Here is a 19493-nt window from a genome sequence, read left to right on the forward strand (position 1 = left end):
CTAGGCGAGGGCCGGGGCGCCGAGCGGGACACCGACCGGGGACGCGGGGTGCGCAGCGGCGGGCGAGGCGTCCACCGCTGCTGCCGGTGCCGTCGGCACCACCGGGCCGAGGGTGGCGGTGATGTGCTGCGCGAGGTGCTCGGCGTCGCGCGCGATCGCCGCGAACCGGCCCGAACCCCACGTGTGCAGCCAGGGCAGGCCGATAAACGACAACCCCGGCACGGAGGTGATCCCGCGGCGGTGGGTGGGCCGACCGCTGCCGTCGAACACCCCGACGTCCACCCAGCGGTAGTCGGCCCGGAAGCCGATGGACCACAGGACGGTCGTGATGCCGGCGGCGGCGAGGTCGAGCTCGGCCGGCTCGTCGGCCGGCTCCCACACCGGCGTGTAGCGCGGCTCGGTGGGTGCGTCGATGCCCCGGGCCGCGATCCACCGGTCGATGTCGTCCTTGATGGACTCCGCCACCGAGTCGGCGTGGTCGAGGGACTCGCGGAGCGTCGGCGCGAACCGCAGCACGCTCCCCGTGCCGCCCGTGAGCCGTCCGTAGAGGGACATGCCCTCGCTCGCGAGGCGCCGCAGGTCGAGGTCCCGACCGCCGTCCCGCCCGGTGACGTAGTGGTTGGTGTTCTCCCGCTTGGCGAGGCCGCCGGCGTGCTCCTGGACCGCGACGTCGTACACACCCATGTCGTGCAGCCACGCGACGCAGTCCCGGCCCCGGTAGCGGCGCGCGACGCGCGGCGCGTTGCCGACGGCCAGGTGCACCTCGCGCCCCGCGAGGTGCAGGTCTTCCGCGATCTGCGTCCCGGACTGCCCCGTCCCCACGACGAGCACGGCGCCGGGCGGGAGCTGGTCGGCGTTGCGGTACTCGTACGAGTGGAGCTGCCGGACCGTCTCGGGGATCCGGTGCGACACGGGCGGCACGACGGGCACGTGGTACCCGCCGGTGGCGACGACGACGTGGTCCGCAGTGAAGACGCCCGCGGTGGTCGTGACGGTGAACCCGCCGCCCGCGCGCTCGCAGACCGACGTCACCGCGGTGCTCTCGCGGACGTCCGGGGAGAACGTGTCGAGGTACCCGCGCAGCCACGCGTACACCTCGTCGCGCGTCATGAAACCGTCCGGATCGTTCCCGGCGTAGGGGTAGCCGGGCAGGACGCACTGCCAGTTGGGGGTGACGAGCGTGAAGTTGTCCCAGCGGCCCGAGAGCCACTCGTGGCCCGCGGTGTGCCGGTCGACGAGGACGCACCGGACGCCGGCCTTCTCGAGGTGCCAGGCGACGGACAACCCCGCCTGCCCGGCCCCGACGACGAGGACGGGGACGTGCTCGGCGGTCGCGGTGCTCATATCGCCTCCTGCTGTCACGGTGCTCATGACGCCGGTGCTCATGACGCCTCCCTCGGGAGGGGTGGTTCCATCGACAGGACGCGCACGGGGCGCGGCTCGTCCGGGGCGTAGCGGGTGGCGCTCTCGCGCAGCTCGGCGAGCTGCTGGCGTGCGGACGTGCACTCCATCCCGTAGCGCGCCCGCACCCGAGCACTCGCCTCGGTCAGGGCGGCCGCGGCCTTGTCGAGGAACTCCGGGACCGGGTACGCCTCGCCCGGCGCGAGGTGGTCGTGCAGGACGAGCGACGGCGAGTAGCAGGACTCGACGACGCCGTCCGGCCACGCGATCTCCATGCGCATCTCAGGCATGAGCGAGCTCCGTGGGGTCGAGGGCTGCGACCTGCCGCACCCGGGCATCGGGTGTGATGACGGCGTCGGCGACGACCGCCTCGTAGGCGAGCGGCCGCCGGTCGCGCAGGTGGAACATGCCCTTGCGCATCGCGGAGAACGTCGCGTCGACGTCGATGTCCGCGACGGCCATGCCGCCCTCGACGCCCGTGCTCGCCAGGACGTTGCCGCCCGGGTCGACGACCTTCGCGTTGCCGACGTACCGCAGCGACCCGAACGTGCCCTCCTGGTTGGAGGCGAGCCAGAACACCTGGTTGTCGAGGGCCCGCGCGGCGTCGAAGAGGTTGAACCGGTACGTCCACCGGTCGTCCTGGAGGTTCTCGGCGGTCGCGGTCCGCGCAGCCGGCCAGGCGGACATGCTCACGATGATCTCGGCGCCGTCGAGCGCGAGGCTGCGCGCGGCTTCGGGGAACGCCTTGTCGTAGCAGATCTGCAGCCCGATCCGCCCGACGGGGGTGTCGAACGCCCGGTAGGTGTCGCCCGGGGAGTACGACATGTTCTCCCCGAGCGGCTGGTGCACCTTGCGGTAGGACCCGAGCACCCCGGAGCCGTCGACGGCGGCTGCCGCGTTGTAGCGGGTCTCCCCGTCGTCGTCGAGCTCGCAGAAGCCGATGCAGACGACCATGTCGCCCGCGATCTCGGCGACGCGCGCGAGCTCCGGCCCGTCGAGGCGGATCGCGGGCGGCAGGGAGCGCGTGGTGGTGCGGGCGGTGTCCCCGTGGTCGCCGAGGGAGGACAGGTAGCCGCCGATCGCGGCCTCGGGGAGGGCGAGGAGCCGTACGCCACGGGCGCGAGCGGCGCCGACGAGCTCCGTGATCGTCGCGAAGTTCTCGTCGAGGTCGCGACCGAAGTTCGCGGCGCACGCCGCGACCGTGAGCGTCATGGCGGCCTCCTCAGAGGTTGTACGTCGAGTTGATGATCGCGCCCTTGCGGGCGTAGTGGATGACGGCGTCCTGGACGTCGAGCGGGTGCGCCGGGATGGTGCCCTCGATGAGGTCCTCCTCGCGGATGCCGTGCAGCGACAGCCCGAACCGGCAGACGAACACGGTGCCGCCCTCGGCGATGAACGTCTTGAGCGCGTCGTTGATGTTCTGCTCACCCGGGAACGCGCTGTCGCCCGTGGTCGGGAACCCGCGGGTGTCGACGGCGTTGATGGCACCCGGACCGTAGAAGTAGATGGCCGACTCGAACCCCTTGCGCAGCGCGCGGGTCGCCTGGAGGATCGCCACGAAGCTCACCGACGACTCGTGGGCGATGCCGTGCACGAGCGTGAAGTACGCCTCGCCGTTCTCGGCCTGGTAGTCGGGGAAGATCTTCGTCGACCCGTAGATGTTGCTGCCCTTGGGCAGCGACGGGTGGGGGATCTCGGCGATCGACTTGGCGATGTTCTCGGCGATGGTCTGCTCGACGTCGGGCATGATGCTCCTCGGGGGCTCCTGGGACCTGCGCGCCGCTGCCGTCGGGGGTGACGACCGGCTCGTGCTCACCAGCGTGGCCACCGGCCGTGTCGCAGTGGTTTCCATGGGAAGTCGGTCCGGTAAAAGCACGACGAGGGCATGGAGAAGCCCGTGGGCTGGTGGTTTCCCACCGCGCCGTGGTGGACGATTCCACGGCTCCCACGGGCTCCGGTGACTGCCTGGTACTCGCTGCCGCCCACCTCTCGGTGCGGGCCCGGGTATCCGACGATGTCGACCGGTCGTCCGCGTGTGTCCGGGCCTGGGCCCGGTCAGCACTGGCGACTAGCGGACAGCCACCTCACGTGTCCTAGGGGAAATCATTTCTGGGACCACCTCCTTCCTCATGTGCCCCCGACGCTACGCCCGGCTGTCAGGGCCGGGCAAGGGTTTTTCCCGGTGGCGTAGCGGGGAATACGGAAGCGCGACAGTCAGTGCATCATCGGTGCAGGCTCTCCCACGACCGTCGGGGGCTTGCGGACGAAGGCGCTCGCGGCGATGGCAAGCAGGCTGACGAGCGCCCCGACGAGGAACGCGGCCTGCACGCCGCCCGCGGTCGCCTCGACCTCGCTCGCACCCTCGGCGATGCGGTCGGCCGCGCCGGTCGTGAGCAGGGTGACGAACAGCGCGGTGCCGACGCCACCCATGACCTGCTGGACGGTGCTGAGGATCGCACTGCCGTGGGAGTACAACGCCGGTCGCAGCGACCCGAGCGACGCGCTGAACAGCGGCGTGAACGTCATGGCGAGGCCGATGCTCAGGACGACGTGCACCACGGGGATCATCACCTCGGACGTGTCCGCGCGCAGCGTCGTCGCCATCGTCCACAGCGCACCGCTCACGAGGATGGACCCGCCCACGAGGAGCGCGGTGGGGCCGACGCGGTCGTAGATGCGCCCGACGAGAGGCGAGAGCACACCCATGATGAGCCCGCCCGGCAGCAGCAGCAGACCGGTGGTCAGCGTGCTGAGGCCCAGGACCGACTGCATGTAGATGGGCAGCACGATGAGGCTGCCGAACAAGGTGATGCTGGAGATCGCGATCATGACGATCGGGATGGTGAAGTTCCGGGTGCCGAAGGTCCGCAGGTCCAGCAGCGGGGCCGACGTGCGGGAGAGCTGCAGCTGACGCAGCACGAACAGGACGAGCGCGACGGCGCCCACACCGACGGGCACGAGCGGGGACACGGACGGCGACGCACCGTGCGCCGCGCCCTCGCCGACGGCAGACAGCCCGTAGAGCAGCCCGCCGAACGCGAGTGCGGACAGGACGACGGACAGCACGTCGAGCGGGACCTTGCGCGGCTCCGTGACGTTCTGGATCTTCGAGCCGCCGAGGACGAGCGCCGCGATCGCGATGGGCAGCACGAGGATGAACATGAAACGCCAGCTGAGGACGTCGAGGATGATCCCCGAGATCGTCGGGCCGATCGCCGGTGCGACCGAGATGACGATCGAGATGTTCCCCATCGTGCGCCCGCGGGAGGCCGCCGGGACGAGCGTCATCGCCGTGGTCATGAGGAGCGGGAGCATGATCGCCGTGCCGCTGGCCTGGACGACCCGGGCGACGAGGAGGATCACGAACCCCGGTGCGACGGCCGCGAGGAGCGTCCCGACGCTGAACAGCGACATCGCGAGCAGGAAGATCTGCCGCGTGTGGAAGCGCTGGAGCAGGAACCCTGTGATCGGGATGACCACCGCCATCGTCAGCAGGAAGCCCGTGGTGAGCCACTGCGCCGTCGGGGCGCTGATCGAGAGGTCGGTCATGAGCGTCGGCATCGCGACGCTCATGATCGTCTCGTTGAGGATGACGACGAACGCCGAGACGATGAGGATGCCGATGACGAGGCGGTTGCGCGCCGCGTGGGGGTCGGGTGCGTGCGGATCGCCCGTGGGAGGCGTTGTCCCCGTGGACGAGGAGGCGGTCGAGGGAGCTGTTGGCGCGTTCGGCACAAGGAGTCCAGTGTTCGTGCGGCTGTGGGGGGTCGGCGTGCCCGACCTCGGTCGGTGCTGCGCGTAGACGGTACCCAGGGGAGCGCGGCTCGGGTGAGTTGTATTCCCGGTGAGGACATGGGCAGGTGGAACGACCAGGGCCGGGTCGGTAGGTTCGACCGCATGAAGCACACACCCCACGACTCTGTGATCGCGCTGCTCATCGGCCTGACGGCGGTGACGGGCGCGGCGACGATCCTCACCATCCCGAGCCTGTTCGGGCCGGACGGGGGCCGGGTGTGGGTCACCGTGGTGCTGGGGTGCGCAGCGCTCGCCTTCGCCGGTCTCGCGGTGCACGAGCGGCGCCGCCGCCCGTCGGGGCACAGCTAGTCGGCGCGACGCCGGGGGCCGAACAGCGCGAGACGAGAGGTCGTGGGATGTACAGGATCATGACGGTCTGCACCGGCAACATCTGCCGTTCGCCGATGGCGGAGGTCGTGCTGCGGGAACGGCTCGCGGAGGCTGGTTTGGACGACCGCGTCGTCGTCGACTCGACCGGCATCAGCTCCGAGGAGCGGGGCAACCCGATGGACCGGCGCGCCCGGAAGGTGCTGCAGGCAGCCGGGTACACCGACGCGGCCCTCGACGACCACCGGGCGCGGCAGGCGCGCCCGGAGCACCTCGCGGACCGGGACCTCGTCGTGGCGATGACCGCCGAGCACGCCCGCGCGCTGCGGCGGCTCGCCGACGGCGCTCGTGACGTGCCTGACGACGTGGTGTCCCGGGTGCGGATGTTCCGGTCGTTCGACCCGGCCGCACCCGCCGTGCACGGCGTCGAGGACGAGCACCGGCTCGACGTCGAGGACCCCTGGTACGGGGATCTCACCGACTTCGAGGAGTGCCTCGAGCAGGTGGAGGCCGCCGTCGACGGCATCGTCGCGCACGTCCGCTCGCGCCTGACCTGAGCGCCGTCCCGGTTGCGGGCATCGCTGACCCACGGTCGAATCGTCCCTGGACATCCCACGACGAGAGGGGCTCGACATGGACAACGACCAGGTGGTCTGGGTGATCGCCGCGGTGGTGGTGCTGGCGGTGATCGTCGTCGCGGTGCTCGCAGCGAAGAAGTCCCGGGCGGCTCGCGAGGAGAAGAAGCGCGAGGAGCAGCGCCACGAGGCGCAGGAGATCCGGCGGCGTGCCGAGAAGGAGCAGGTCGAGGTGCAGCGCCGTGAGGCCGAGGCCGCCCGTGTGGACGCGCAGGCCCGCCTCGCGCAGGCCGAGGCAGACGCCCGCGCGGCGGACGCCGCCCAGCTGCAGCAGGAAGCGCGTGAGCACACCGAGCACGCGACCGGCGCCCGCTCCGAGCTCGACGAGCAGCTGCGCCGCGCCGACGAGCTCGACCCGGAGGGCACGCCCGCCGCGGCCGCGGACCCGCGTCCCGCACCGTCCGGCGACCAGTCGGACGTCCGTCCCCAGCACAAGGAATAAGCCGATCACCGACACCAAGGCACCCACGACCACGAGCCGTCCGCACCGCGCCAGCAGGTGGGAGGACCGCTTCACCCACGCGACCGCCAGTGCCCTGCGGCGCCGCGGCTGGCAGCCACGGGTCGAGCCGTACACCGGGTACGGGCTCGCTCCGGGCAGCGAGCCCGGGGCCGACGGCAGCCCCGCGGGCGCCGGATGGGTGCGCGTCCTCGCGCGCGTCATGCTCTCCCCGCAGAGCCCTCCGGGCACCACGACGGAGCGGGACGACGCCACGGCGCGGCCGGAGGACTCCGCTCCGGAGCCGGCGGCCGTCAAGCGCGAGACCACCACGACGACGAGCCCCGACGCCCTGCGGGCGGTGCGCGGGTGGCGCAGCTTCTTCACCGCGCAGCTGCCGCTCGCCGAGGTCGAGATCCGCGTCGGGGAGCGCGTCCACCGGGTCCGGGCGGACCGCGGTGGGTACGTCGACGTCGTCGTGCCGTCCTCCCTCGGGGAGGGGTGGCACGAGGTGAGCGTCCGCCCCCGCGGCGGCCCTGCCGTCGACGCGCCCGTGCGCGTGCTCAGCGACGAGCCGCACCTCGGCATCGTCAGCGACATCGACGACACCGTCATGGTGACCGCCCTGCCGCGACCGCTCATCGCGGCGTGGAACAGCCTCGTGCTGCACGAGGACGCGCGGCGTCCCGTGGCGGGCATGGCACAGCTGTACGCGAAGATCGAGGCCGCCTACCCGGACATGCCCGTGCTCTACCTGTCCACGGGCGCGTGGAACGTCGCGCCCGCGCTGCGCCGCTTCCTCGCGCACCACAGGTACCCCGCGGGTCCGCTGCTCCTCACCGACTGGGGGCCCACCAATACCGGCTGGTTCCGCAGCGGGCAGGAGCACAAGAACCGCACCCTGGAGCGGCTCGCGGAGGAGTTCCCGCACGTGCAGTGGCTCCTCGTCGGCGACGACGGGCAGCACGACCCGGTCATCTACGGAGAGTTCGCCGAGAAGCACCCGGAGCAGGTGCGCGCCGTGGCGATCCGCCAGCTGTCCGCCGCGCAGCAGGTGTTCGCGCACGGTGCGACGACACCCCTGCCGGCATCCCGTGAACAGACCGAGTCGGGTGGTGCGGGCCCGGTGCCGTTCGTCGCCGCGCCCAACGGGACAGGCCTGACGCGCGAGCTGCGCGACATCGGTGTGCTGCCGCCCGCGGACGGGGCCTGAGGACAGGTGCTCTAGGATCGGCGCCGTGACGAGACGGGGGACCTGATGCTCAAGCCTCCGACCGTCTATGACGTCGCGGACCTCGCCGGCGTGTCCATCGCCACCGTCTCGCGGGTGCTGCGGCGACCGCACGAGGTCGCGCAGGCGACGCGGGACCGCGTGCAGGCCGCCGTGCTCGACCTGGGGTACGTCCCGAGCGGGAGCGCGCGCGGTCTCGCGGCGCGGCGGTCCGGTGCGATCGGGCTGTGCTTCCCCGACTTCGACGGCATCCACGGGACCGACAGCCCGGACGGTGGAGCCGGCGCGATCGCGCCGGTGGACGGCCCGATCCACGTGCAGCTGGACCCGCCGGACGAGGTCGCTCCGAGCGGGGACCTGTACATCAGCGAGGTCATGCTCGGCACAGAGATCGAGGCGTGGCGGCACGGGATGGCGGTGACCATCGCGGTGGCGCGCGGCGCAGGTGGCACTGCGATCTTCGACAACCTGGCCGGACGCGTCGACGGGATGGTGACGTTGTCGCGGACCGTGCCCGACGACCTGCTCGCCCACATCGCCCGCCGCATCCCCGTCGTCGTCATCGCGGGACCTCGTGCGGGGGACGAGTACGACCACATCAGTGCGGACAACCTCGGCGGGATGCGCGCGCTGACGGAGCACGTCATCGACGCGCACGGGGTCCGTGACCTGGCGTTCGTCGGTGGCCCGGCGGACTCCCCGGACGACCACGACCGGTTCGAGGGCTTCTGCGCAGCCGTGCGCGCCGCCGGTCTCGACGCACCGAGGGAGCCGGTGCTGCGGGGCGACTTCACGCGGGGGGAGGGGCGAGGGCTGGGCCGCCGGCTCGTCGAGTCGGGAGCCGTCCCGCGTGCCGTCGTCTGCTCGAACGACCAGACGGCCCTCGGTGTGCTGGACGCCCTGCTGGACGCCGGCCTGCGCGTGCCCGAGGACGTGATCCTCACCGGGTTCGACGGGATCGACGCGTCCGAGATGTCGCGCCCCCGCATCACGACCGTCCGCCAGCCGATGCGCGAGCTGGGGCGGGCGGCCGTCGACACGCTGCTGCGCCGCCTGGGCGATCCGGGTATGACGCCGCAGACGAGGACGCTGCCGGTGACGGTCCTGCTGCGCGAGAGCTGTGGCTGCCTGACCTGACCCGCGGTGCCGCGCAAGGACACAGGGCTCGGCCACGACGCAGATAGTTGCATCCGGTGGATGTATGCGCATACATTGCTGGGACAGCCTGCCTCGCCGCCGCGCTACGCACCGATGCGCACCGCTCCGGTCGACGTGACAAAGAAGACACGAAGGAGAAGTCCGCCATGACCGATGCACCCCGTCGGACGCGCAAGCGCCTGACCTCCGCGCTGGGTCTGGGGCTCGTCGCAGCCCTCGCCCTCAGCGCCTGCGCTGCGCCCGAGGACACGTCCGAGACGACCGGATCGAGCAGCACCCTCCTGCTCGCCGCCGACAACGGATCGCCCACGTTCGTGCGGAACTTCAACCCGTTCCCCATCGACAAGCGCACGACGGCGATGATCATCCACGAGCCGCTCATGGTCGTGAACCCGCTCGACGGGACCTCGGTCGACTTCCTCCAGACCGGGTACACCCAGCCCGACGCCAAGACGATCGTCGCGGACATCCGCGAGGGCGTGACCTGGAGCGACGGCGAGGACTTCACGGTGGACGACGTCGTCTTCACCTACGCCCTGCTCCAGGAGTTCCCCGCACTCGACACGACCGGCATCTGGTCCCGCGTGGAGTCCGTGAGCGCCGAGGGCCAGCAGGTCACCTTCACGCTCAAGGCCGAGGACTCCTCCGCAGCGCTCGTCGTGCTGGGCGTCCCGATCGTGCCCGAGCACCTCTGGGCCGAGGTCGAGGACCCCGTCACGTTCACGAACGAGGACCCGGTGGGAACCGGTCCCTATCTCCTCGACGAGTTCAACGCGAACCAGTACACGCTCGTCAAGAACGAGGACTACTGGCAGGCCGACAAGGTCGCCGCCGAGAAGCTCGTCCTCCCGGCGTCCAACACCCAGCTCGACATCGTCAACAACGGCTACGACTGGGCCTACTCGTTCATGTCCGACGTCGAGAACACCTGGGACGCCGCGGAGGAGGGCAACCAGCACTGGTTCCCCGCCGGCGGCACCATCGGCATCGCACCGAACCTCACGAAAGCCCCCTACGACGACCCGAGCTTCCGCAAGGGGCTCTCGCTCGCCCTCGATCGCGAGGTGATCGCCGACAACGCCTCCGAAGGAACCATCGGAGCCGCAGGCCAGCAGGGACTGCTGCTCCCCACGCAGGAGGCGTGGCTCACCGACGCCATCCCCGACGAGGGCATGGTCACGCAGGACACCACAGCAGCCGAGGAGGCCTTCGCGGAGGCCGGCTACACCCTCACCGACGGCAAGCTCGTCGACGCCAGCGGCACCCAGGCCACGATGACCATCACGACGCCGAACGGCTGGACCGACTGGCTGCGCGCCGTCCAGGAGATCCAGAAGCAGTACGCGGCCATCGGCATCGACGTGAAGATCAACCAGCCGCAGCCGGCCGCCTACTTCCAGGCCGTGCAGAACGGTGACTTCGACGTCGCCATGGTGTCCTTCAGCGGCAACGGATCGGTCTACCAGGGGTACTACAACCTCCTGAGCTCCGACTTCTACCAGCCGGTCGGCACGTCCACGCCGTCGAACTACCAGCGGTACTCCAACCCCGAGGTCGACGCACTCCTCACGGAGTTCCGCATGACCGTCGACGAGAACCGCCAGAAGGAGATCGCCGGCGAGCTCCAGGAGGTCATGTACAACGACGTGCCGATCATCTCCGTCTACTACGGCGGGCTCTGGGGCCTGTTCTCGGACAAGAGCTTCACCGGCTGGCCCAGCGCCGACAACCCCTACATGACGCCGACGCCGTACACCTCGGCTGCGCTCGTCGTACTGACCACCATCACCCAGGTGGACGGCTGAGACGTCCTGACCCAGGACTCGTCGTGGATGGGCGAGTGGTGCGCACAACTCCCCTCGCCCATCCCTGCCGTATCTCCCACCTCCACCTGAAGGCGAGCCTCCCGTGTGGTATCTCCTGCGCAAGCTCGGCTTGCTGCTCCTGACGGCATGGGCCGCCATCACGCTGAACTTCCTCCTGCCGCGGCTCATGCCCGGCACGCCCGCTGACGCAGCGCTCGCCAAGCTCGCGCAGAACGGACCCGTCGACCCCGCCACCCGTGCCGCCATCGAGGCGCAGCTCGGAGTCCCCACCGGCAGCGCGTGGTCCCAGTACGTGGAGTACCTCGGGAACGTCCTCAGGCTCGACTTCGGCGTCTCCTACACGTTCTTCCCGCAGAGCGTCTCCACGCTCGTCATGAACGCGCTGCCCTGGACCCTCGTCATGGTGGGTCTCGTGACCGTCGTCGCCTTCGTGCTCGGGACGCTCCTCGGAGTCCTCGCGGCCTGGAAGCGCGGCACGTGGCTCGACACGCTCCCCACCCTCGGCGGGACCTTCACCTCGGCGTTCCCGTACTTCTGGACGGCCCTGCTGCTCCTGTTCTTCCTCGGGTACGAGCTGCGGTGGTTCCCCACCTCGGGCGCGTACGGACGCCAGTCCACCCCCAACCTCTCCCTCGCCTTCATCTCCGACGCCATCGGGCACGCGTGGCTGCCCGCGCTGACGATCCTCATCACCTCCCTGGGTGGCTGGATCCTCGGCATGCGCAACAACATGATCAACACCCTGGGTGAGGACTACGTGACCTTCGCGGAGGCGAACGGACTGCGCAGCAGAACCGTCGCGGTGAAGTACGCGGCCCGCAACGCGATCCTGCCCAACCTCACCGGTTTCGGCCTCGCGCTCGGCGGCGTCGTCGGCGGCTCCCTGCTCGTCGAGCGGGTGTTCAACTACCCCGGCGTCGGCTACCTGCTCTACAACGCGGTGACCAACCAGGACTTCCCGCTCATGCAGGCCCTGTTCCTCATGATCACCGTCAGCGTGCTCCTGGCGAACTTCCTCGTCGACATCTTGTACGGACTCTTGGACCCGAGGACCCGCCGATGACCGTCCCAGCGAACCTCCCCCAGCCCACGGGCGCGACGCCTCCCCACCTCACCCCGGCAGGGTCCGACGGCTCGACCGTCGTCCCGGCGGCGCACGGACCGGCCAGCCCGCTGCGGGTGCTCACCCGTGGTGCGGCGACCATCTGGAGCAACAAGAAGGCACGCCTCGGCGTCGTCCTGCTCGCCGTGTTCGTCCTCACTGCGGTCTTCGCGCCGCTCCTCGCGCCCTACGGCGCGACCGAGAACGGCTTCGGCCGCAACCAGGGGCCCTCCGGGTCGCACTGGTTCGGGACGACGGCCGCCGGCGAGGACGTGTTCTCCCAGGTGATCTTCGGTGCACGGATCTCCGTGCTCGTCGGGTTCGTCGCCGGGTTCCTCTCGACGCTCGTCGCCGTCGTCGTGGGCCTGTCGTGGGGGTACGTCCGCGGTCCGCTCGCCGACGTCATCAACTTCGTCGTCAACCTCGTGCTCGTCATCCCGGCGCTGCCGCTCATGATCGTCATCGCCGCCTACCTGCAGAACGGTGGGACGGCGATGATCATCTTCGTCGTCGTCATCACGGGGTGGGCGTACGGGGCGCGCGTGCTGCGCTCGCAGACGCAGTCCATCCGGGGACGGGACTTCATCACGGCCGCCCAGTTCTCCGGGGACGGCGCGGCCCGCATCGTCTTCCGCGAGATCCTGCCGAACATGACCTCCCTCATCACCGGGAGCTTCTTCGGTGCCGCGACCGCGGCGATCCTCGCCGAGTCCGGCCTGTCCTTCCTCGGGATCGGCGACACGACGACGGTGAGCTGGGGCTCCATGCTCTTCTGGGCCTCGAACTCCAACGCGCTGCTCACCGGGCAGTGGGTGCTGCTCCTCGCTCCCGGTCTGTGCATCGCGCTGCTCGCCACGTCGCTCACCCTCATCAACTTCGGGGTGGACGGACTGTCCAACCCCCGCCTACGCGAAGGATCAGGACGATGAGCCTCCTCGAGGTCCGCGACCTGTCGGTCGTCTACGAACCGCGCGGCGCCGAGCCGACCTTCGCGGTGAAGAACGCGTCCTTCTCCCTCGAGCGCGGCGAGTTCGTCGGGCTCGTGGGGGAGTCGGGCTCCGGGAAGTCGACCCTCGGCTTCGCGGTGACCCGCCTCGCGAAGGCACCCGCCCGGATCTCGCAGGGGGCCATCCTCTTCGACGGCCGCGACATCGCGACCATGGAGGAGGAGGAGCTGCGCAGGCAGCGCCAGGGCGGCTTCGCGATGGTGCTGCAGTCGGGCATGAACGCGCTCAACCCCGTCCGCTCCGTCCGCAAGCACTTCGGCGACATCTTCGCTGCGCACGGCCACGTCCCGCCGGCCCGGCGGCTGGCCCGGGCGCACGAGCTCGTCGAGAAGGTCGAGCTGCCCCGCACCGTCCTCGACAGGTTCCCGGGCGAGCTCTCCGGGGGCATGCGCCAACGCGTCTCCATCGCGCTCGCGCTGTCGCTCGAGCCCCAGCTCATGGTCTTCGACGAGCCCACGACCGCGCTCGACGTCCTCGTCCAGCACGCCGTCATGGGCACGATCCGCGACCTGCAGAAGTCGGAGAACTTCACCGCGCTCCTCATCAGCCACGACCTCGGCACCGTCCTCGAGTCGACGTCCCGGGTCATGGTCATGAGCGAGGGCGTCATCGTCGAGGACGCGACGTCGCGGCAGATCCTGCGGTCCCCGCAGCACGAGTACACCCAGATGCTGCTCAGCCACTACGCCGACCCGCGCGCCGAGGTCGTCGAGGTGCCCGGTCTCGTCGTCCGTGGGTCGACGATCCAGACGACCGGCACCGAGCACGGCGGCACCGAGCACGGCGGCACCGAGGACAGTGGCACCGAGGACGGCGCAGGCGTCACGGCGCCGGCGTCGCCCGCCTCCTCGTCGCCCGCCTCCTCGCCGCTCGCCGCCCCGGCGCGCCGCCGGGCGGGACGCCCCGAGGCGACCGCGATCGTCGTCGACGACGTCTCGAAGGTCTACCCGCCGCCGCGCCGCGGCCAGGCGGCCGTCACCGCCGTCGACCACGCCTCCTTCACGCTCGAGCCCGGCCAGTCCATGGCGCTCGTGGGTGCGAGCGGCTCGGGGAAGTCGACCCTCGCCAAGCTCATCACCGGCGTCGAGCGTCCGACGACGGGCACGATCCGCTTCGGCGAGACGCGCGTCGACACGCTCCGCCGCCGGGGGCTGCGTGACCTGCGGCGCGAGGTGCAGATGGTCTTCCAGGACCCCTACTCCGCGCTCAACCCGCTGCACACCGTCGAGTACGCGCTCATGCGGCCCGTCGTGAACTACACGGGTCTGCGCGGCGCAGCGGCACGCACCCGGGTCCTCGAGCTGCTCGAGACCGTGGGGCTGACCCCCGTCGAGCAGTTCGCGGCGAAGCTCCCGCACCAGCTCTCCGGCGGGCAGCGGCAGCGTGTGGTCATCGCCCGCGCGCTCGCCTGCGACCCGCAGGTGATCATCGCCGACGAGCCCGTCTCGATGCTCGACGTGTCGCTGCGCGCCGGCGTGCTCGCGCTGCTCGACGACCTGCGCGTGACGTTCGGCGTCTCGATGCTCTACATCACCCACGACCTGCTCTCCGCGCGCCTCGTGACCGACCAGATCATGGTGCTCAACGCCGGCCGCGTCGTGGAGTCCGGACCGACGGCCCAGGTGCTCCGGTTCCCCGAGGACCCGTACACGGTGCAGCTTCTCGACGCCGTCCCGCAGCCCCAGCGGGCCGGATCCGGACGCTGACCCGTCCGACGCCCGACCTTCCCGACCCCTTCCGGACCGCGGCCGCCGTGTGCGCCGCGCACGTCCCTCCTGACCGCACCGACCCCCAGACCTAGCGAGGCACCCATGCTCCACTTCCCTGAAGGATTCCGTTGGGGATCCGCCACCGCCGCCCACCAGATCGAGGGCAACAACGTCCTCTCCGACTGGTGGCGCCGCGAGCACAAGGACGGCACGACGATCGCCGAGCCCAGCCTCGACGCGTGCGACAGCTACCACCGCTTCCGTGAGGACATGCAGATCCTCGTCGACGCCGGCCTGAGCATGTACCGGTTCTCGATCGAGTGGGCCCGCATCGAGCCCGTCAAGGGCTTCATCTCCCAGGCCGAGCTCGCCCACTACCGCCGCATGGTCGACACGGCCCGTGAGCTCGGCCTGGAGCCGATGATCACGCTGCACCACTTCACCATCCCGCAGTGGTTCGAGGCCGAGGGCGGCTGGCGCGCGCCGGACGCCGTCGAGCGCTTCGCCTTCTACACCCGCAGCGTCCTGCCCGTCCTCGAGGGCGTGGAGTGGGTCTGCACCATCAACGAGCCGAACATGGTCGCGATGATGGCCGGCGGCGACGGCCAGGGGACGACCCTCCAGGCGTTCGGCCAGCCCGGGCCGGACGTCAACGTCGCGCAGACGTTGCTCGAGGCGCACCGCGCGAGCCGCGCCGTGCTGGCCGAGGCCGGGGACTTCCGCACCGGGTGGACCGTCGCCACCCAGGACTTCCAGCCGGAGCCCGGCTGCGAGGAGATCGCCCGCGAGTACGGCTACCACCGCGACGCCTGGTACCTCGAGGTCGCCCAGGGCGACGACTGGGTCGGGGTGCAGGCGTACACGCGCACGAAGATCGGCCGCGAAGGACCGCTGCCGATCGCCGACGGCGCGGAGCGCACGCTCACCGGGTGGGAGTTCTACCCGCGGGCCCTCGAGGACGGCATCCGCCTCGCCCACGAGATGGCTCCCGGCGTGCCCGTGTTCGTCACCGAGAACGGCATCGCGACCGACGACGACACCCGGCGCGTGGCCTACATGCAGGGCGCTCTCGAAGGCATGCACCGCGCCATCACCGACGGCATCCAGGTCGAGGGCTTCCTGTACTGGAGCCTCCTCGACAACTACGAGTGGGGGTCCTACGCGCCCACGTTCGGCCTCGTGGGCGTCGACCGGGCGACCTTCGAGCGGACCGTCCGGCCGAGCGCCGCGTGGCTGGGCGACGTCGCACGCGCCAACGCGCTCAACGTCTGACCTCGCTCGCCCCGCTCTCCCGCAGCAGCACTCCGCGCCCGACCCCGAGGGACCTCTTCGTGACCACGCACTCCGCCCACCCGTCCGCCACCGACCCCGCCCGGGCGGGGGCCGCGTCATTGCCCGCCGCGTCACTGCCCGCCGCGCGGAGCACCGCCCAGCGGACGGCCCCCGCGGGGGTGCTCGCGGCCGGCGCGACCCGCATCGAGCTGACGAGCGCCGGTGACGTGCGTGCCATCACGCACGGTGAGTCGATGCTCGTCAACCAGTACGTGCCGAGCGAGCACGACGCCATGGTGGGCGGGGTGTTCCTGCGACGCCACGGAGCGGGCCCCGGCGGCGCGCGCACCGTGGCGGGCGTGCCGCTCGTCGGCGGCCGCGCGAGCGGCACCTTCACCGCGGACGCGGCCGGTGCGCAGTGGTCCGGCGAGGCGCTCGGCGCGCGCTACCGCGTCACGCTCACCCTCGACCCGAGCGGCGAGCTGTGGGTGTGGCGGGTGGACCTCGAGGCGGCTGACGCCCCGGACGCGGGGACGGTGTACGACGTCGTCGTCGCGCAGGACCTCGCCCTCGCACCCGTCGCGACAGCCGTGAACAACGAGCCGTACGTGAGCCAGTACCTCGTCCACCACGTCGTCGACGACGCCCGGGCCGGGTCCGTCGTCGCGAGCCGGCAGACCATGGCGACCGCGCCCGTCCTGCCCCTGGCGGTCACCGCCCTCGTCGAGGGCGCGCGCGCCCACCTCACGGACGGGTTCTCGTTCTACGGGCTCGACAGCAAGCTCGACGGCCGTGCCCACAGCCTCGACGTCCCGGACTGGGACTCCCTCGTGTACCAGTACGAGTTCGCCCTCCCGGCGCTCGTCGGCCCCGAGCTCGACCTCACCGCGCCCCGGACCGTGCACGCCGTCACCGCGGTCGTCGCGGACTACCGCGGAGAGCTCGGGGACGCCCTCGACGCGGTCCCCGGACTGCTGGACCGCGCCGTCACGCTCGCCGCCGAGCCCGCGGCACGGCGCGACGACGCACCCGCGCCCGGCCGCTCGCTCCTCGTCTCCGCGCCCCTGCTCGCCGGACGCGAGCTCTCCGACGAGGAGCTCGTCGCCCTGGGCACCGCCGGCGCGCACGCCGAGAGCTCGCCCGGGCTCCTCCAGCCGGAACGTGACGACGCCGGACGGCTGCTGTCGTTCTTCACGTCCGAGGCCACCCACGTGGTGAGCCGCGCCAAGGAGCTCGCGGTCGAACGCCCGCACGGGCACGTCCTCAAGGCCGGGTCCGACGTGCGGCCGAACGACAACATCCTCTCTGCGACGGCCTACGCGTACGGGGTGTTCGCCTCGCACCTCGTCGTCGGCAACACGACCGCCAACCGCCTGCTGTCCGTCCAGCGCAACCACCTCAACCTGCTGCGCTCCTCGGGGGTGCGGGCGCTCGTCCGCACCGGTGCCGGCTGGCAGCTGCTCGGCGTGCCGTCCGCCCTCGTCCTCGACCTGGGCGGGGTCCGCTGGGTCTACGCGACGGACACCGGCCGCATCGAGGTCCGCACGACGGCGAGCCACGACGGCCGCGCCATCGAGGTCCGGGTGGACTCGGAGCAGCCGCTCGACGTCCTCCTCACGGCCGACGTCGAGCCTGGTGAGCAGACGTGGACCGCCAGCCCCGCCCTCGACGGCCGCGCCCTCCTCTACACGCCGGATCCGGGCACCGACGTCGCCGAGCACTGCCCGGACCTCGCGTACGTGCTCGCCACCCCGGCCGGTCGTCTCGCCGACGACGCTCCGCTCTTCGCTGACGGACAGTCCCGCGGCACCACCCTGACCACCGCGGCGTTCGAGCGCACGACGTCCGCATCGCTCGTGCTCACCGGCGACCTCGATGGCGCGGCACCCGCCCTCGCCGCAGCCGAGTCGGTGCTCGGGACCCCGCTCGACGTCGAGGCCGAGCTCACGGGCCACCGCAGCTACATCGCGGACTACACGCGCAACCTGCGGGTGGAGGGTGACGGCCGGCTCGCCGAGGTCAACCTGCTCCTGCCGTGGTTCACGCAGAACGCGCTCGTGCACTTCCTCGTCCCGCACGGCCTCGAGCAGTACTCCGGCGCTGCCTGGGGCACCCGCGACGTGTGCCAGGGACCGCTCGAGCTCAACCTCGCGTTCGGCCACTTCGACGTGGCCCGGGAGATCGTCCGCCGTGTCTTCGCCCACCAGCTGGCCGACGGCACGCTCCCGCAGTGGTTCATGTTCGACGCCTACGGCGAGCGCTACTCCGACGAGGCGCACGGCGACGTCGTCGTCTGGCCGCTCATGGCGCTCGGGGAGTACCTCACCGCGACCGGTGACACCGCCATCCTCGACGTCGAGGTGCCGTTCTGGGACGGCGACGCGCGCCGCCCGGGCACGGTCGCGGTGCCCATCGCGGAGCACGTGCGCGCCTCGCTCGACCACATCCGCAGCCACCGTGCCCCCGGCACCGACCTGCTGTCCTACGGCGAGGGCGACTGGGACGACACGCTCCAGCCCGCCCAGGCCTCGATGAAGCACGAGATGGCGTCCGCCTGGACCGTCGCGCTGCTCTACCAGGCGGCCAGCACCCTCGACGCGCAGCTGCGCGGCAGCGCGCACGACGCGCTCGCTGCGGAGCTCGCCGCGGAGGCCGCGACGATCGCGGCGCAGTTCACCGACCGTCTCGTCATCGACGACGTGCTCGCCGGGTACGTCGTGTTCGCGCCCGAGGGCCCGTGGCCCGTGCTCCACCCGAGCGACGACCGGACCGGGCTGTCCTACCGGCTCATCCCCATGACGAGGTCCATCATCGCCGGGCTCTTCACGCCCGAGCAGGTGCTGCGCCACGAGAGCCTCGTCGAGGAGCACCTGCACTTCCCCGACGGTGTGCGCCTCATGGACCGGCCCGCCCCGTTCCACGACGGGCAGACGCTGTTCTTCCGCCGCGCCGAGCAGGCGGCGAACTTCGGTCGCGAGGTCGGGCTCATGTACACCCACGCCCACATCCGCTACACCCAGGCCCTGGCGGCCCTCGGCCGGGAACGGCTCGTCACCGAGCTGCTGCGCATCAGCCCCGTCGGCCAGTTCGAGCGACTGGACAACAGCCTCCCGCGCCAGCGCAACTGCTACTACTCCTCGTCCGACGCAGCGTTCACCGACCGCTACGACGCCGCGGCGAACTTCGACCGGCTGCGCGCTGGCACCGTCGGGGTCAAGGGCGGGTGGCGCGTGTACTCCAGCGGCCCGGGCATCTACCTGCGGCAGCTCGTGCAGGGGGCGCTCGGGATCGTCGAGCAGGCCGGGGCGGTGGGCTTCGACCCCGTCCTCGCGCTCGAGGACGACGGGCTGACGATCAGCCTCGACGTCGCGGGGGAACGCCGCACGGTCCGCTTCCATGTGGAGCCCGGGCACGGCGGCGTGCGGGTGCTGGGCGACGGCGCGCCCCTCACCGGTGTCGAGACGGCGGCGCGCTACCGTCTGGGGGGCCTGTCCGTCCCGGCGGCCGAGCTCGCCGGGATCGCGGTCCTCGACGTGCACGTCGGCGTCGATCGCAGCACGATCGGAGCCTGACCCCGACCCCCCCTTGGAG

Annotated in this window: 16 protein-coding genes; 11 read left to right on the forward strand and 5 right to left on the reverse strand. The window is 71.4% G+C overall.

Annotation, left to right across the window (positions count from 1 at the left end; translation table 11 throughout):
- The 5 genes from AC2AXK_RS03280 to AC2AXK_RS03300 all read right to left on the reverse strand — a co-directional run bounded on the left by AC2AXK_RS03280 (position 1) and on the right by AC2AXK_RS03300 (position 5136).
- A complete protein-coding gene (locus tag AC2AXK_RS03280; RefSeq protein WP_484343902.1) occupies positions 1 to 1344 on the reverse strand; it encodes an MSMEG_0569 family flavin-dependent oxidoreductase in 1344 nt (447 codons plus the stop codon).
- Between the two features lie 38 nt (positions 1345 to 1382).
- On the reverse strand, positions 1383 to 1691 hold the full coding sequence (locus AC2AXK_RS03285; protein WP_484343903.1) for an MSMEG_0570 family nitrogen starvation response protein: 309 nt from the start codon (positions 1689 to 1691) through the stop codon (positions 1383 to 1385).
- Positions 1684 to 2613 carry a carbon-nitrogen hydrolase family protein gene (locus tag AC2AXK_RS03290; protein ID WP_484343904.1) on the reverse strand — a complete coding sequence of 310 codons (930 nt, stop codon included), beginning with the start codon at positions 2611 to 2613 and terminating at the stop codon, positions 1684 to 1686. Before AC2AXK_RS03290 ends, AC2AXK_RS03285 begins: the two co-directional genes overlap by 8 nt.
- Before the next feature lie 10 nt (positions 2614 to 2623).
- Positions 2624 to 3148, reverse strand: a complete 525-nt coding sequence (locus tag AC2AXK_RS03295) for an MSMEG_0572/Sll0783 family nitrogen starvation response protein (protein ID WP_484343905.1) — start codon at positions 3146 to 3148, stop codon at positions 2624 to 2626.
- A 467-nt stretch (positions 3149 to 3615) separates the two neighbouring features.
- A complete protein-coding gene (locus tag AC2AXK_RS03300; protein ID WP_484343906.1) occupies positions 3616 to 5136 on the reverse strand; it encodes a DHA2 family efflux MFS transporter permease subunit in 1521 nt (506 codons plus the stop codon).
- Positions 5137 to 5298: 162 nt separating this feature from the next.
- Here AC2AXK_RS03300 and AC2AXK_RS03305 point away from each other — a divergent pair, with 162 nt between their 5' ends.
- The 11 genes from AC2AXK_RS03305 (at position 5299) to AC2AXK_RS03355 (ending at position 19474) form a co-directional block, all read left to right on the forward strand.
- Entirely contained in the window at positions 5299 to 5505 is a 207-nt protein-coding gene (locus AC2AXK_RS03305; protein WP_484343907.1) for a hypothetical protein, read from the forward strand.
- A gap of 59 nt (positions 5506 to 5564) precedes the next feature.
- Positions 5565 to 6080 (forward strand): low molecular weight protein-tyrosine-phosphatase, encoded by a 516-nt coding sequence (locus tag AC2AXK_RS03310; protein WP_484343908.1) that lies wholly within the window; start codon positions 5565 to 5567, stop codon positions 6078 to 6080.
- Between the two features lie 76 nt (positions 6081 to 6156).
- Positions 6157 to 6600, forward strand: a complete 444-nt coding sequence (locus AC2AXK_RS03315) for a hypothetical protein (RefSeq protein ID WP_484343909.1) — start codon at positions 6157 to 6159, stop codon at positions 6598 to 6600.
- 199 nt (positions 6601 to 6799) lie between these two features.
- Positions 6800 to 7810, forward strand: a complete 1011-nt coding sequence (locus tag AC2AXK_RS03320; RefSeq protein WP_484343910.1) for an App1 family protein — start codon at positions 6800 to 6802, stop codon at positions 7808 to 7810.
- Positions 7811 to 7855: 45 nt separating this feature from the next.
- Positions 7856 to 8965, forward strand: coding sequence for a LacI family DNA-binding transcriptional regulator (locus tag AC2AXK_RS03325; RefSeq protein ID WP_484343911.1), 1110 nt, complete (start codon positions 7856 to 7858; stop codon positions 8963 to 8965).
- Positions 8966 to 9132: 167 nt separating this feature from the next.
- Complete coding sequence (locus AC2AXK_RS03330) at positions 9133 to 10791, forward strand: ABC transporter substrate-binding protein (protein ID WP_484343912.1); 1659 nt, start codon at positions 9133 to 9135, stop codon at positions 10789 to 10791.
- Positions 10792 to 10894: 103 nt separating this feature from the next.
- Positions 10895 to 11875: an ABC transporter permease gene (locus tag AC2AXK_RS03335; protein ID WP_484343913.1), complete on the forward strand. Its 981-nt coding sequence runs from the start codon at positions 10895 to 10897 to the stop codon at positions 11873 to 11875.
- A complete protein-coding gene (locus tag AC2AXK_RS03340) occupies positions 11872 to 12843 on the forward strand; it encodes an ABC transporter permease (protein ID WP_484343914.1) in 972 nt (323 codons plus the stop codon). Before AC2AXK_RS03335 ends, AC2AXK_RS03340 begins: the two co-directional genes overlap by 4 nt.
- Positions 12840 to 14627 (forward strand): ABC transporter ATP-binding protein, encoded by a 1788-nt coding sequence (locus AC2AXK_RS03345; protein ID WP_484343915.1) that lies wholly within the window; start codon positions 12840 to 12842, stop codon positions 14625 to 14627. The genes AC2AXK_RS03340 and AC2AXK_RS03345 overlap by 4 nt, the downstream gene beginning before the upstream one ends.
- A gap of 105 nt (positions 14628 to 14732) precedes the next feature.
- A complete protein-coding gene (locus AC2AXK_RS03350) occupies positions 14733 to 15902 on the forward strand; it encodes a glycoside hydrolase family 1 protein (RefSeq protein WP_484343916.1) in 1170 nt (389 codons plus the stop codon).
- Positions 15903 to 15961: 59 nt separating this feature from the next.
- A complete protein-coding gene (locus AC2AXK_RS03355) occupies positions 15962 to 19474 on the forward strand; it encodes a hypothetical protein (RefSeq protein ID WP_484343917.1) in 3513 nt (1170 codons plus the stop codon).
- The last annotated feature ends 19 nt before the right edge of the window (positions 19475 to 19493 follow it).

The organism is Sanguibacter sp. Z6_81 (genome assembly GCF_057180625.1).

Coding starts and splice junctions, on each gene's coding strand:
- AC2AXK_RS03350 (WP_484343916.1), top strand. CDS start 14,733: ATGCTCCACTTCCCTGAAGGATTCCGTTGGGGATCCGCCACCGCCGCC.
- AC2AXK_RS03295 (WP_484343905.1), bottom strand. CDS start 3,148: ATGCCCGACGTCGAGCAGACCATCGCCGAGAACATCGCCAAGTCGATC.
- AC2AXK_RS03315 (WP_484343909.1), top strand. CDS start 6,157: ATGGACAACGACCAGGTGGTCTGGGTGATCGCCGCGGTGGTGGTGCTG.
- AC2AXK_RS03345 (WP_484343915.1), top strand. CDS start 12,840: ATGAGCCTCCTCGAGGTCCGCGACCTGTCGGTCGTCTACGAACCGCGC.
- AC2AXK_RS03280 (WP_484343902.1), bottom strand. CDS start 1,344: ATGAGCACCGCGACCGCCGAGCACGTCCCCGTCCTCGTCGTCGGGGCC.
- AC2AXK_RS03290 (WP_484343904.1), bottom strand. CDS start 2,613: ATGACGCTCACGGTCGCGGCGTGCGCCGCGAACTTCGGTCGCGACCTC.
- AC2AXK_RS03340 (WP_484343914.1), top strand. CDS start 11,872: ATGACCGTCCCAGCGAACCTCCCCCAGCCCACGGGCGCGACGCCTCCC.
- AC2AXK_RS03285 (WP_484343903.1), bottom strand. CDS start 1,691: ATGCCTGAGATGCGCATGGAGATCGCGTGGCCGGACGGCGTCGTCGAG.
- AC2AXK_RS03305 (WP_484343907.1), top strand. CDS start 5,299: ATGAAGCACACACCCCACGACTCTGTGATCGCGCTGCTCATCGGCCTG.
- AC2AXK_RS03310 (WP_484343908.1), top strand. CDS start 5,565: ATGACGGTCTGCACCGGCAACATCTGCCGTTCGCCGATGGCGGAGGTC.
- AC2AXK_RS03330 (WP_484343912.1), top strand. CDS start 9,133: ATGACCGATGCACCCCGTCGGACGCGCAAGCGCCTGACCTCCGCGCTG.
- AC2AXK_RS03325 (WP_484343911.1), top strand. CDS start 7,856: ATGCTCAAGCCTCCGACCGTCTATGACGTCGCGGACCTCGCCGGCGTG.